This is a genomic window from Cytobacillus sp. Hm23, from assembly GCF_051842895.1.
In the GTDB taxonomy this organism is placed as follows: Bacteria; Bacillota; Bacilli; order Bacillales; family SM2101; genus Nanhaiella.
In genome coordinates, this window is sequence record NZ_JBPXRQ010000008.1 from 117056 (window position 1) to 132587 (window position 15532).

The following is a 15532-nucleotide window of genomic DNA, read 5'->3' on the forward strand; positions in this document are numbered from 1 at the left end:
AGAAATTTGCTAAGGAAGTCAATTGATTCTCAAAAAAGATAAGAGTCGACTTAAACGAAAGTAATTAAAAAAATAAAATAATACATGTAATTATAAATGAGGGCGACAAACATCTTTTAATACGACTAAATACAAAACCTGTAACCTACTATTTGTAGATAGAAAGGTTGTGAAAGATTGGAAGCATCTAAATATCAATCAACATCGATATATTTTTTACTTTTGTTAGTTCCCCTATTTTGGGGAGGGGCTTTCGGCGCATCTAAACATGTCGTTACTGAAATACCTCCAATGACTGCCGGTACGTTACGTTTTGGTTCAGCAGCAATCATCTTACTATTACTCGTCATCTACCGATCAGAATGGAGTACAGAAAAGCTCAAAAGACATTGGTTCGGATTAACATGTATGGCCCTCACAGGTATCTTTTTATATAATGGCCTTTTCTTTTTAGTAGGCTTGAAATATACATCGGAAGTAAACGGCGCATTAATCATGGCTACAACACCTGCTTTTTTAACAATGGGTGCTGTAATATTTTTAAATGAAAAGTTTAATAGACGTTTAGGCTTAGGCTTATTTCTATCATTATCAGGCGTTCTCATCGTCATCTTTAAGGGTATTGATACGATTAGTTCTCTCTCTTTTAATAAAGGAGATTTATTGTTTGTTGGGGGCTTAATTTGTTGGGTTATTCACGGGTTAATCGGCAAAGTTGTTATGAGAGACGTTTCATCAACTTTCACAACCTGTATAACGATGTTAATAGGAACTATTTTACTGGCGGTTTTTTCTCTTATTGAAGGTGGTTGGATATACGTTACAACTATGTCAGCTCAATCATGGATTGAAATAAGCTATATGAGCATCTTTGCTTCGGTCGTTGCCTTTTTATTGTGGAATGAAGGAATAAGACGGATTGGAACTAGTAAATCTAGTATTTATATGAACCTCGTACCTATAAATGCTGCTTGGATTAGTGTTGTTTTGTATGGTTCTACACTTACGGTACAACAAATTATTGGTATGTTTATCGTAATTTTAGGTGTTTATATCGCTACTTCTAATGAAAGAAATATTGTCAAAAAATCATAATATAACAAATATAAAACAAAACTGCTCTTAATAATTTCATCAGTAGAATTGAGATTATACTAGATCGTGCTTTGTTTTAGAAAAACCGTATCTGCAGTGAGTAATATCACCCCCACGCTTGCTTGTGGGGGCTTAAATATCTACTTTTTAACTTCAAGCAATAATAGTTTTGGATAGGAATTTGAAAAAGCATGATAACTTCTTACATTTTTTGTTATGATGAACTTAATAAGAGGTATACTTTAGGAGGACAATACGTTGATTATTAACAAAATGTCATTAAATGATGCATATCATATAAGTAAATGGAAATATGATGAACCGTACACACTTTATAATTTCGATGATAGCCCTGAGGATATACAAGAATTAATGGATGGATCATATTTCACAGTTCAATTGAACAACGAACTAATTGGTTTTTTATGTTTCGGATACAATGCCCAAGTACCAGGTGGAAGATCTGTTGGGTTATATAAAGATAATGGAGAAAAATCTGTAGATTATGGACTAGGTATGAAGCCCGAGCTATGTGGGCAGGGCAACGGCTTATCATTTGTGCAAGCAGGGCTAGATTTTGCAATAAAACGATTTAAACCTAAATTCGTACGATTAAGTGTTGCTTCTTTTAATAGAAGAGCCGTATCGGTTTATAATAGAATTGGTTTCAGCAAAGAGCAGACATTTCTTAATGATGAAACTGAATTTCTAATTATGAAATATGTGGTCTAAGATATTAAATTTCTTCTGGTTACTACCCAGCCTATTTACAGTATTAACTCCAAGCAGAAAAATTAATGACTTTGTAAAATTGTTGGGATTGTTAGTAAATGCAGCAGTTTAATCACTATTTGTTATTTGGCTCAACGAGACCTTTAATGGCGTTTCATTTTCAAAGATAGGGCTCGCTTGCTATATCCTTGCTATGACTATTATATTTCACCTAACTATGATTGATGGCACATTAATTGAAGAACAAGACAAAAGAGCCTGACTTCCGTCGCATTAGCGTTACACTACTGGGAGTCAGACCCCACATGTTATTCTTCTGTTTCGATAACTATTCCTTCTATGTGTTTACGGTTTAGGAGGTTATTTTTCTTTCGATAGTCTTTGGACTTAAAAATGATATCAAAATCATAGTCTTCGGGATATAGTTCACCTCTTGTTATATACAACTGCATACGTTTATGATTAATTTTTCTTTTTTCGTCCTTCACTTGAACTATATAATTCCCATATTGGTCAGGTCCTTTGTATACTATACCAAGCTCTCCTGTTGACCCAATTTTCACATTATCTCCCATCTCAAAAAGCGTAACTTTTTCCTTAGCTTGTTGTGTGTTTTCCTGCTTATCTCTTCTTACATATTTATTTGATGCAATTTGCTTATCAAGCTCTCGTTTTTTTTGCAGTGAAGGTTGTTGAACCTCGTAGGGTTGATGTTCTTTATAAGTTATAGAATGAGCTTTTTCAATAATTTTTGGGTGTATCCCTAACTTTAAAGCAATGCTAAATGCTTGGCTGTCACCACCCTCACCTATGATCAAACGGTAAGTTGGACGAAGTGTTTCGATATCAAATTCCATTGATCCATTACGGAAGCCTTCTCTCTCTGTAGCAAATTCTTTCATTTCACTAAAATGCGTAGTTGCAAAAATAGTAGCTCCTTTTTCGTATAATTCATCTAAGATAGAAATAGATAATCCCATACCTTCACCAGGATCTGTACCAGACCCAAGCTCATCAATTAAGACTAAGCTTCGATCATTGGCATTTGCTAGGATATCAATAACATTTGTTATTCGAGAACTAAACGTACTTAAATTTTGTTCGATACTTTGACCATCGCCAATATCAACGAACATTTGTTGGAATATCGCAAGATGGCTACCTTCATCAACTGGAATGAACAACCCACATTGAACCATTAATGTAAGCAACCCAACTGTTTTTATCGATACTGTTTTTCCACCAGTATTTGGCCCTGTTATAACAAGAGCGTGGTAACCATTTCCTAGCTGAACTGATAAAGGAACAGCATCTATACCAAGCATTGGATGTCTAGCGTTTCTTAAATCGATAAAATGTGATTCATTTAGTTGGACTTTGTTCCCCCCAATTGCTTCGCTATATTTTCCCTTTGCAAATAAAACATCGTAGTGAATCATTGTTTCTATAGCCAAGCCTATTTCTTGTTGATGTGCTTCAACTAGCCCTGTTAAATAACTTAATATAGCCTCTATTTCAATATCTTCTTCAAACTTCAGACTGTCAATACGTTCTTGAATATTAGCGACTTCAGCTGGTTCTAAATAAATTGTTGAACCCGAAGCAGAAGCATCTACTACATTCCCCTCAACTTTCCTTTTGTATTCTTTTTTAATTGGAATAACATACCGTCCATCACGTTGACTGACAATTGGCTCTTGAAGATAAGGTTGATATTTTTTTGATTGTAAAATGTGTTGAACCTTATCTTTCAATCGCTCTTCTTCAATCAATAATTGCTTTCTAATTTTCTGCAACTGCTTTGTTGCGTAATCATCAACACGCCCATGCTTTATACACCGAATGATTTCTTCAGCTAAGTTAGGCAAATCCTCTATTGCATACACATATGTGGTGACTCGCGGTGCAATAAATTCCTTATCCTTCATAAAACGTTTAAGCTTCGTACTGCTGTCTAAAAATGAATAAATTTTCGTTAACTGCTCAGTTTTTAAAACAACACCCTTATTCATCTGCTCCATAACCTTTGTAATACCATTTAGTCCATGAATTGGCACTGATGCACTTTTCCGCAAAATATAGACAGCTTCTTCAACTTCATGTAACCAAGCTTCAACTTGCTTCAAAGATATCGAAGGTGATAGTTCCAATAAATGTTTCTTGCCTTCCTCTGTTAATGCATATTGTGCCAACTCATTTTTAATGAAATCAAACTGTAAAGCTTGAAATGTTTTTTCGTTCAATGTTTTCTCCTCCAAATTGGTTTATTAATTGTTATCCCTATAGCAATTTCCTCAATTGTAGATTCACGGAATAAAAACCACTTCATCTTCATAAACTCACCCTTTCCTTACACAAAAAGACCACAACGAACAATGTTCATTGTGGTCTAACTTCATACGAGTCCTAAAATCCAATTCGTCTATTATCTTACATTAAAGTTGTAATAGTTTCCTAAAAGTACACGTTCCACATAGATGAATGAACAATAATAATTATTATTATTACACATCTCATCAACATGTCACCTTATATGTTTAGACAGTAACTTACAAAGAAACCTACCTTTAATATACATAAAAAGCTGTGCCAAAAGACACAGCTAAACGAATAAACGGATACTGTATGCTATGACCATTGTTCTTAACATTCCATCCAAAAAGCATACTTAAATAAGCTATCTGAAAATGCATATTCAGCATAGACTTTTTGAATAACCGTATGAAATTACGGATTAGTTAAGAACGACCCCTAACATAAACAGAACTCCTTTGTAATTTATAATTTTATCAAGTAAATAATACATGTTGGTAAAAAATATGTCAAGGGTGTTTTTAGCATAGGACTGATTTTATTAACTATTAAATTCTTTACTTAAGCTGTTTTCATAGTGATTGTCGTTTTGTGTACTATGAAAAACACCGTTTACAACTATCATTGGTTTTCTCTTCTTTATATCGATGAGAATGACTTTTTTCTCCTATTGTTAAGGTAATTTCATAAACACAAAATTAACGAAAAGAGCTACGCTTAAAGATAGTCATATAACTTTTACCCTATTTTTTCTTTTAAAAGTATTTTCCCTACCTTCCAATAAATCCACAATCCTTTGTTTGCTCATTTTCACAGCAGGTTTAAACGTTGCAAATAAAACAAAGACTAAAATACTAACGAATGCAATGGTTAAATCGCTTATTTGAAAAGATAGATAAAACGAAGAGCCTCCAACTGCGTCCTTTAAAGCTCCTCCAACTTCAATTCCTCTTTCCGATAAAGTTATGATGACAATAGTTGACGTAACAAATGCGAAAGATAAAGCAATGCTTGCAAGGAAAAAGCTTTCTAAAATAATCAACATGGAATTTTGAAATTTGCTATAACCAATAGCCCTCAGCGTACCGAATTCTTTAATTCTTTGGTGTAAGTTCATTCGGACAATCGATCTCAAACCAACTGCAATGATTATTAACAAGAAAATAATAAACACATTGAACATGCTTTTATATAACGATGGCATTAATGTGTAAAAGTCAGATGCTTCCAAATAAGATTCTGCTCTAAGTACCCCACTATTAAAGGAAATAAATTGATCTAAATCATTTGCAAATTCATTTAAATTCAGCTTATTATTTAAAAATATTTTTACAAAGTCAAATTCATTTTCTTCCATTCCATAAAGGCTTCTAGCCTCATCTTCCTGTAAGAATCCATACCAATTGTTGTAACTGGCACCATTAGCATAAATACCTGTCACTTTGTATTCTTTATTAACCATTTCTCCATTGACTTTTGCAACCGATATATTTAGCAAGTCGTTTAAACCAACTTTCAGTTTATTGGCCATTTCTTCACTTATTGATATACCTCGATCAGAAATGATTTCACCTTTTAAAGGTTGAATAACCTTTGAATCAAGTAAACTTTTCTCCGATCTATCGTTTAATGAATAAATAATCATAGAATCATTATTTTCACTAGTTGCTACCTTGGCGTCTCTTCTAACAGTTGGAAATACTGTGTCAATATCATGTTGATTTCCCCTCAAGTATGTCATTAGTTTTTCTATTGCAGCTGTATTTTCTTGTTCTTTCAATGGATCAAAACTTAATGTTGCAATAGGATTAATAAATCTACCAGGATCTGAAGGGGATGATTCCTCATATAGACTTTCCCACATGACTATAACATCACCAGTTTGAATAGTAGCGTAACTATTTGTCACCTGCTGTCTTACACCATTAAGGGCAGCATTGGATATTAATAACATAAAAGTACAAAAGAAAATTACGACACCAATAACAATTGACCTTACCTTATGGGCAAATATGTTTCTCAATGCTATTTTTGCTATTGTCCCCATGTACTTTCTCCTTCTTTTAGTTTTCTTTCATTGCTTCCACTGGTTTTAATGATGATATTTTAAAGGACGGAAAAAAAGAAGTAATTAGAACAAACCCTAAAATAATGCTTATAACGAGTAAAAGCTGTGTTACATCAAAATTCGGATAATAAACAGACCCTATTAAATAGCTTATCGGCGGACCAGAAGTAATTCCTATCTTAGAAAATAAGAGAATAACCATTGACGAAGCAAGTGTTCCTAGAGCTAAAGAGAAAACAGTAATGATAAATATTTCACCTTGAAAAATCACTACATTTTGAATTCTGCTAAAACCAATTGCTTTTAACGTACCTATTTCATTTCTTCTTTCGATCCCCATCATTACAACTAGGTTAACAATAAGAGTCCCGACTATCATAAATAGTATAATGATAAAGGCATCGAACATACTTGAATATATACTGATTGTTTCTATTACATAACCACTTAACTCCCTATACTCTGAAATAGTGATGTTACTGAAAGAATTTTCTTCTAAAAATTGTGTTAAGGCTTCTTTAACAGAAGAAGATGCTTTTTTAGACGATAAATAAATTGCAACATCAGTAACTTCACCATTATACCCTTTTAAATCTTTAGCCATCGATAAACTCATATATGATATTGGAAATTGAAAAGAGGATAGCAATTCCAAATTACCTATTCCATGAACAACAACTTGCTTTTCAATCCATTCATTGTTTTTTAGCTGAGCAACAGCTTTAATTTCATCCCCTATATTAACATGAAGCCTCTCTGCATGAGCTTCTGTTAAGATGACACCATTGGAGCTTTCATCTGTAATATAATTTCCTTCTAATAACGTTAGAGTCTGTTGAAATTCTCTTACACCGGGTTTAACTCCCAGTGCCATAGAAGAAACTCTATAATTATCATGTATAAAATAAACATTTTGCCTAACTCTTTCTGAAACTTCTATGACTGATTCATTATTCTTTAATAATGCTTCGATGCTATTTAACTCTTTTTCTGTTAAATGACCGGAGATGCCCCACTGACCTTTCATCGTAAATAATTCATAACCTTCTTTATTTTCGGCAGAACGTACTAATATATCGCCAGAAAATACGTCGTTAATTGCATTTTGCATATTCTCTTCTATAGAAGTAAAAAAACTATTTGCAACTCCCATGATGAAACAAATAACAAAAATGAATATTCCTAGAGTGATTGATTGAGACTTGTTATGAAGAACATTTTTAAATGATAAAGAGAGAAGTCTCATATTCTCTCCTCACAAATGCTAGGTTTTTGTTCTATATCAATAAATCCATCAACTAGATGGTAAATTTCATCTGCAGCCTGCATTACTTTCGTATCATGTGTAGAAAAAATGAAAGTTGTACCTTCTTGTTTATTAATTTCTTGCATAATCGAAATTATTTCAATTCCTGTTTTGGAATCAAGGTTAGCAGTTGGTTCATCTGCTAAAACAATTTTAGGTTTCGTAACCAATGCTCTTGCAATGGCTACTCGCTGCCTTTGACCACCTGATAATTCAGTAGGCTTATGCTTCATATAATTTGACAGCCCAACAGCTTCAATAAAATTCACAACTCGATGTTTCTTTTCAGCTGCTGTAATATTTTTCATTATTCTTAATGGTAGCTCTACGTTTTCATAGACATTTAATACAGGAATCAAGTTAAAGGTTTGAAAGATAAAGCCGATTGTACTTAACCTTAGACGGTTTAATTCTTTTTCACTCATCCTACTTACTAATGAATTCCCTATCCAAATTTCTCCATTTGAAGGATAATCAAGACATCCTATTATATTTAGTAATGTAGATTTTCCGCTACCAGAAGAACCTGCAATAGTGACGAACTCCCCCTTATTAATAACTAAATCTACTCCTTTTAGTGCAGTAACCTTTATATTTCCTAATTTATATTCTTTCGTTACATTCTTTAAGGTTACAATAGCCACTTACCAAACCTCCTTTTGTTTGATTCTTTTTGCACTGACTATTGTTAATCGTGCTAAAAATAATAACATATAAAACATTACTAACGTTCGTGATGACACTCTCAAATAACACCAACAAAATTGTTCGCAATTAGAACAATTGCAATAAGTATTATTAAAAAGATAGTGATAAAAGGAGTGTAAACGTTCTTAACAACGGCTGAGGATTCGGTTTTCTAGGAAAACAATGATGCTATTGCACCTATATCTACATCTTTTTGGGTGTAAAGTTAGAGAGTAATAAGTTTGTGTATTTGCGAAGCTTATAACGCAAAATTTTGCTTTTTCTGTTGAGTTTTATTGTAGGTCGATACCAATAGCATATTGGATAAGAAGCGATATTGTAACAGTCTCATGAATGTTTGTAAGTCAGTCTATAGACGGAGTAGGGTGGAAAATGTTCATTGGGTACATTATTTTTATTAAATTCTTATTGTACTTGTTTTTAAAGAAATAATGGATAAATCAATTTGCGAGTTTTGTGCGCAACCCCATTACTAGCAACAAGCGATTATCAAGTTCTCGAAATTAATAAATCCGCCTATCGTATTAGTCAAGTATAAGAAAGTTATAAATTTAATTAAAGCGATCTGTTGCAACCTACAAAGAAAAAGAGTGATTATCTCCTCTATTAAAGATGACAACCACCCCTACTTAAAGTTAAAGTCATGTCCATGATGATATACTCTAATGGCTATGCTCAATTATATACTTGCTAGGCGAAATGCACGATAAAAACGGGCTCATCTCACCAATAAAGAAAATGTGCAATTTGTGCATTGCGCGTGTACATGCAGTATAAAACAGTTTACGTTCATTTTCATCTAAATAAATAGAACTAGAACCATTAAAAATAATTACAGCGTCAAATTCAACACCCTTTGCAAGGTAGGATGGAATGACAAGTACCCCACTTTTGAATGAATTAGTTGTTTTATTAATAAGTCGGAGAGTTATATCATTTTTCAAACCATCATATGCCTTCCTACTTTCATCAGCTGTTTTACAAATAACCGCTATCGTTTTATGACCTTCAAGTTGAAGCTTGTGAATACGTTGTTTCACTTTATCAACATGGATCTTGTCATTGTCTACCTTTGTCATGAAAGGTTTTTCACCCTCTCTGTTAAATGCATCAATCGCTACATTTCCAACAAGGATCTCTTTTGTGAATTCTATAATTGGCCGAGTTGAACGATAACTACGTGTCAAGTCTATACATTCAGTTTGATTTTCTCCGATCATTTTCGTCAATGATGCAAATCCATCTTGAGAAGCTTGATAGTGAATTGTTTGATTCTTGTCACCAAGAATGGTCATTTTACTATTTGGAAATAAAAAATTAATATAAGCAAAGTGAAAAGGAGAATAATCTTGAGCCTCATCAATAAAAATGTGTTTAACAGCCGTATTTTTTTTGAAGCCTTCAAGTTGTTCCTTTAAATATAAGTATGGTATAGTGTCTTCAAAAGCTAATTCGAATTTTTCTATACGGACTACTGTTTGATCACACATTTCTCCCCACTGATAATGGATACATTCTTCAGCTTTCGGCATATTCATCAATTGTTTAGTTGTAAATAGCTGCATATAAATTTTTCGGACATCAACAAAACGCAAATGTTCCACTACAGCCAGCAAAGGTTTAAAGTGTTTTCTAACAACTATTGCTGCAAGTAGCTTTTGCTCGCGTCGGTAATCGTCAAATGTGTTATTATACTTGTTGTTATCTCGTTGAAGTTTTCGGTATACCCGAGCATAAACGTCACGGTCTAATAATTCTATTTCATCTTCGACCCATGACTTCTTACGTTCTGCTTTTTCAATTTTTTTCAGCTCTTTAAGCAACCATTCCACCATTAGCGTTAAACGGTTAGGAATCCGCATAGTTGTATCAAACGAATAGAATTGTTCTTTTATTTGATCTGCTGAAATAACAACCTGATTTCTAAATATTATATCTTTAAAAATCATGTCTCGTTTTTTCAGTTGATTGATGTAATGATCTATTAGCAACATAAAATCCAAACTGGCTTTATATCGTATATTGTTCATCCTAACCGAATATCTGGAATCTTTGTTAGCTGTCAATGTATATTCAAGCTGTTCGTACTGATCCTCTAAGTCAAATTCTTCACCAAGTTGATGGTCTATATATTCTTGAAGAGTTGTTTGCTGCATATTGTCCTCACCAAGCTCTGGGAGTACAGTTGAAACATAACTGTTGAACATTGAATTAGGAGAGAACAGCAATATTTGCTCTGCTTGTAATGTTTCTCGATATCGATATAACAAAAAAGCTACACGTTGTAGAGCAGCTGATGTCTTTCCACTTCCTGCTGCACCTTGAACAATTAGTAAGCGACTGTTTTCATTACGAATGATTAAGTTCTGTTCTTTCTGGATCGTTGCAACAATACTTTTCATCTGAGAGCTAGATTGATTACCAAGCACTTCTTGCAATAGTTTATCACCAATCGTAACACCTGTGTCGAACATACTAACGATTTGACTTTCATGAACAATAAACTGACGCTTTAGGTTCATCTCTCCTGAGATTACACCTTCAGGCGTTAAAAATTGAGCTTTCCCTAATGAATAGTCATAATATAAACTCGAAATTGGTGCCCTCCAATCATAAACGAGAAATTGTTCCGACTCTTCATCATAATAAGATCGAATACCGATATAAATGTTTTCCATTTCACAATCTCCATCTTCAACAAAATCAACCCTTCCGAAATAAGGTGAATCTTTTAATTTATTTAAGGTTGTTATTTGTTGAAACGCCTGTTTGTGATTCCGTTCCCTTTCAGAAAGCATCTCCGCCTGCTGTTTAACACTAATAGCTGTTTCAGTTGCTTCGTTTGTATTATCTAAATTAACTGTTACATCATCCCAAAAATGCTTACGGATATTAATAATCTCAGCTTTAACATCACCTATATCTTTCTTAAGAGATCCAAGTTCTGCCGAAATTTTTTCGACTACAAAATCAACACGATGCTGTTCTCCATGCCATTCCTTGCTAACTTTATTCATATAAGCACCTCTCAAATTAGATATTTTTGACTAAAAGCTTGACAGAAATATAATTAAATGTTAATATTAAATTGGGTAAATATGATTATATAATATATCTTCTGATCAAATCTTATTCTAACATAACCTTATTTACGAATCAATATATATTTACATACAAAAAGGGGCATTTCTAAGTCAAAATTCGACTTAGAAATGCCCCTTAGTTTGTTATAGTTAGGATTTCCATTTAATTTATGCCTTAAACTCCTTTGCATTTGCTACTAAAAATGCACAGCATAATGTATACTATGCTAGATGTAAACGTGGCTTTTATCTTAAAACGCAAGCAACAATCCATGTGAAAACAACCTTAATTAACATAGGTAAATATTATGTCTGTTAGCTTAACCCGTAGAGGATGTTTGCGCTTGAATCTGTTTGCCGCTACGTTTTTCATTAAATTTTTGTTTTAATTGCTCTTTTTCTTCCTTCGTCATTTTCTTATAATCTTTTATAAACTTCTCATATTGAGGTATAATATCCTCTTTTAAACCATATGCTTTGATTTCACCTGCTTCTAACCAAAGAACCTTTTCACAGAAGTCTTTAATTTGACCCATAGAATGGCTTATAAAAAAGATCGTCTTGCCTTTTTCTTTAAAGCTATTCATTTTTTCTAAACATTTATCAGCAAATGTTTTATCACCTACTGATAGCGCCTCATCAATTACTAATATATCAGGGTCAATTGACACTGATATTGCAAACCCTAATCGAGACTTCATACCACTTGAATATTTTTTTACGGGTTGATCAATGAATTCTCCGAGTTCAGCAAATTCAATAATTTCCGGAGTTAACAATTTTATCTCTTGTTTCGAAAAGCCTAACATTAAACATTTCAGCTCAATGTTATCTCTCCCAGTTAATTCATTGTTTAAGCCAGATGCAATAGCAATAAGTGATGCTTCACCGTTTATTTCAATACCTCCTGAAGAGGGTGGTATTACTCCTGAAATCAAATTTGATAATGTCGATTTTCCTGAACCATTAATACCAACAATACCTATAGTATCTCCCTTATCAGCTTTAAAGTTAATATCCTGCAACGCATAAAAATCCTTCCCATAGCCTTTAGGGAGGACGATATCTAACAACTTATCTGAAGTTTTTTTATACATTTTATACTTTTTTGCTACATTGTTAAAAATAACAGTACTGTTCATATTTGCTCCTTCTATTAACCATAAAAATGAATATAGGCACTTTTACTATTCACAATTTTATTTTCATATTAACATAAATTTTTAAGAATAGATATTTTTAACACCATACTCACAATCATGATTAATATTAGCGGGTTTCGTGCTGCAATCAGATAATAAAATAAAATGACCATACACCAGTCCAAAAAAAATGATTTTTCTTATAGTAAATGCGAACACCCTAAAGATGCTAATTCTTCTTCATATTTATCTTTAGGTAAGCCCTTAAAATAATGACTAAGAGGGTTAGACAAATTGTCACTTAGTTCTAAAATTTCTAATTCTTCGTAGTATAAAAATGCATCTAGTTTACCTTGAGCTCTCACCCATACACCTTCCTGATCTTTTTTAATTACATCATATTCTTTGCCAATCATGTCGTAAGGTGTAGCAATACCATTTTCATCAGTTATTGAATTTATAACTTTTATCCTCATTTAAAGTCCCCCTTATTCAACTTACGTCTTCACGAACAAATCAATAACCGCCACACCCAGCTATCGTGCTGTAGGGAAAAGCATCATGAACGTTAGTTGTTTTTACATATTATTTCTTCTACGAAAACAATAATTAGGATAAGCGAAAGCAATATAAATGTTCGTGGTGAATGCTAAGCTGTCCCTGAATGAAGTAATAATGAACATGAACAATTGGCATATACTAAGTTTTCCACATAAACAATATAAATATAAGTTAGATCAGATCGAACTATTTACTTTATTATACGGAAATGATTTGTAAAAAATACAGTAAGCTTTTAAAGATTTTAATAATTTTTTGTAAATACATTAATAGTTCATATATAAAGAATGCCATTGCAAGATTGTTGTTAGATATTGATACCTAAACAAATTCTCTTACAATGGCATAAATCAGTTATTTATGTTTCGTACGTATTCTTTTCAGACAGTAGACCTCTTTTAAACTTCCTAATTTATCCCTCTTCAATAACTTCTTCCCCAAGCTCTAAAATCAACTGATCCACGACTCTTGTGCTAGACATACCGTCTACATCATCAAAGAAATAGTCTACAAATGGTTTTATTTTATGCATTTCGAAATTTTTATTTATAATTGTCTCAATTAATTCTTTTGTAGACCGCACGAGCGGACCAGGAATAAATGATTGATATTCAAAGTAAAAATCTCTTTTCTGTACATATTCTTCAACATCATAAGAAAAGAATATCATAGGTTTATTAAGCAATGCGTACTCGAAACATACTGAAGAATAGTCTGTTATTAACACATCTGTTATAAATAATAAATCATTGATCTCACGATACGATGAAAAATCATAGAAAAAATCACCATATTGATAAGGTATACTAAAGTCATTTTTTATAAACGGGTGTAATTTAAACAAAAAAACATATTCATCACTTAATGATTCATATAGCTTATGTAAATTCAATACTTCCATAGGATAATAAGCGGATTGTTGACCATTCCCTCTGAAGGTTGGTGCAAACGTAATGACTTTTTTTCCTCTTAAAAATGGATAGTCATTGTATAATTGTTCCCTTACTTCCTCTTGATAAGTTTTATCAAAAAACACATCTGTTCTAGGGATTCCAGTTGCTACAACTTTTTCCCTATCAATACCAAAACCCTCAGCATAATATTTCCCAATATGATCAGAACTTACAATTGCTTTAGTATAGTTTCTATGATTTTTTGATTTTGGTGAAGGCCCACCAGGTAGACCTATCCGACTAAAACCAAATTTCTTGAAAGCACCCACTGCATGCCAAAGTTGAATGAGTTCAGCATTTTTACGAATTGTCAAAGGATAAACCATCGGGTAAAAGTCATCGAGTAAAATAACTTTCGATGTTGCCAAATGATAAGCTAACTCCACTATTTCTCCAATAGTCTTTTTTTCAGCAATACCCTCTTTAAATAAAAACCTGTATTTCCAATCAAATTCTCGACTTTGCATTTCCTCATAAACGAATTCGAAATTACCGCTCATTTCTGTTCGACTATCTGACGCAAACAGCACTTTATTTTTCTGCATTGGTAGCAATTTAAAAATGCTATACAGACCTCTAAAACCAATCGTTTTTATGATTTTATATATTAAGCCATTACTCTTATTTTTTTCAATCATTAACCTAGAGGGGTCAATATCCATTAACTGTGTTGATCTTAATGCCAATGTCTTTTCATGTTCATCATAAGATGCTAAAAGATTATATCTCATTTCTTTTCTATTAGAAAAATACTCCATTTTAGTTGTATAGAACTGATGATGTAAAAACTTCTCTATATTACCTAATGGATACATTCTGCTGTACTTTTTGCTATTATAATCTTGAATCTCTATTTCAATAAATATTTTATATAATGCCGCAGGAAGAGGGAGTGCATTTTTAGTTATTGTCGCAAAATTTATCGTCCCGTTAAAGCCTGCCCATTTGTATACATCTACATCAATATTTTTTGATTTATCATCGGTAATTAATCCAACTGCAACATCTCTTAAAGGAATAGCTATTTTCTCTTTCTCTTCGTTAATTAAAATGAGACGTTTCTTTACTAAATCTTCATCAACCAAAGGAATATCCTGCAAATAATAATATCCCTTAATATCCATAATCGCACCGTTCCAACTTAGGTTTGTAATCACCCTATTTGGTATAACCTCTTGCCCTTCATCTATCATCTTCTTTACTATAGGAAGCATGTCAACGTCGTTATGATTTTCTTCATAAGTATCAGGTATTATAGGAATAATTTCTTTTCCCACAGCTACCATCTCTTTGACAGCTGAAAGTAGCTCTTCAATAGTTTCATTTTCCTTTACTAACCTAGCTTCGTCAGTATAACTTAAAAGTTCCTCCCTTGATTTTTGTTGATAAGATCCTAAAGGTTTATTTTCTTGTCCCTCATTTGTCAAGCTATGAACAGATGTATGTATTTTATTAGCATTTTTACTTTTTTCTATGAACATAATTTCTTCTTTATTTAAATTAAATTTGTCAGGTTCTATATTGTTATCTGACTTACTATCTGGTGAGTTCATTAAAGTAAACCCCCTTCT

At 32.7% G+C, this 15532-nt stretch carries 10 protein-coding genes; 2 read left to right on the forward strand and 8 right to left on the reverse strand.

Annotated elements, in window-relative coordinates; translation table 11 throughout:
• Nucleotides 1-177: 177 nt before the first annotated feature.
• Entirely contained in the window at nt 178-1095 is a 918-nt protein-coding gene (locus ACSVDA_RS06950; protein ID WP_485881925.1) for a DMT family transporter, read from the forward strand.
• A 258-nt stretch (nt 1096-1353) separates the two neighbouring features.
• Nucleotides 1354-1827 (forward strand): GNAT family N-acetyltransferase, encoded by a 474-nt coding sequence (locus ACSVDA_RS06955; protein ID WP_485881926.1) that lies wholly within the window; start codon nt 1354-1356, stop codon nt 1825-1827.
• 308 nt (nt 1828-2135) lie between these two features.
• On the opposite strand, the gene ACSVDA_RS06960 is transcribed toward ACSVDA_RS06955, so the two are convergent.
• The 8 genes from ACSVDA_RS06960 to ACSVDA_RS06995 all read right to left on the reverse strand — a co-directional run bounded on the left by ACSVDA_RS06960 (nt 2136) and on the right by ACSVDA_RS06995 (nt 15514).
• Nucleotides 2136-4070, reverse strand: coding sequence for an endonuclease MutS2 (locus ACSVDA_RS06960; RefSeq protein WP_485881928.1), 1935 nt, complete (start codon nt 4068-4070; stop codon nt 2136-2138).
• Between the two features lie 797 nt (nt 4071-4867).
• Entirely contained in the window at nt 4868-6187 is a 1320-nt protein-coding gene (locus tag ACSVDA_RS06965) for an ABC transporter permease (RefSeq protein ID WP_485881930.1), read from the reverse strand.
• A 16-nt stretch (nt 6188-6203) separates the two neighbouring features.
• Nucleotides 6204-7454 (reverse strand): ABC transporter permease, encoded by a 1251-nt coding sequence (locus ACSVDA_RS06970; protein ID WP_485881932.1) that lies wholly within the window; start codon nt 7452-7454, stop codon nt 6204-6206.
• A complete protein-coding gene (locus tag ACSVDA_RS06975) occupies nt 7451-8158 on the reverse strand; it encodes an ABC transporter ATP-binding protein (protein ID WP_485881934.1) in 708 nt (235 codons plus the stop codon). The genes ACSVDA_RS06970 and ACSVDA_RS06975 overlap by 4 nt, the downstream gene beginning before the upstream one ends.
• 726 nt (nt 8159-8884) lie before the next feature.
• Complete coding sequence (gene helD, locus ACSVDA_RS06980; protein ID WP_485881936.1) at nt 8885-11239, reverse strand: RNA polymerase recycling motor HelD; 2355 nt, start codon at nt 11237-11239, stop codon at nt 8885-8887.
• Nucleotides 11240-11625: 386 nt separating this feature from the next.
• On the reverse strand, nt 11626-12447 hold the full coding sequence (tagH, locus tag ACSVDA_RS06985) for a teichoic acids export ABC transporter ATP-binding subunit TagH (RefSeq protein WP_485881938.1): 822 nt from the start codon (nt 12445-12447) through the stop codon (nt 11626-11628).
• 200 nt (nt 12448-12647) lie between these two features.
• On the reverse strand, nt 12648-12923 hold the full coding sequence (locus ACSVDA_RS06990) for a hypothetical protein (RefSeq protein ID WP_485881940.1): 276 nt from the start codon (nt 12921-12923) through the stop codon (nt 12648-12650).
• Nucleotides 12924-13420: 497 nt separating this feature from the next.
• Nucleotides 13421-15514: a CDP-glycerol glycerophosphotransferase family protein gene (locus ACSVDA_RS06995; RefSeq protein ID WP_485881941.1), complete on the reverse strand. Its 2094-nt coding sequence runs from the start codon at nt 15512-15514 to the stop codon at nt 13421-13423.
• Nucleotides 15515-15532: the final 18 nt, after the last annotated feature.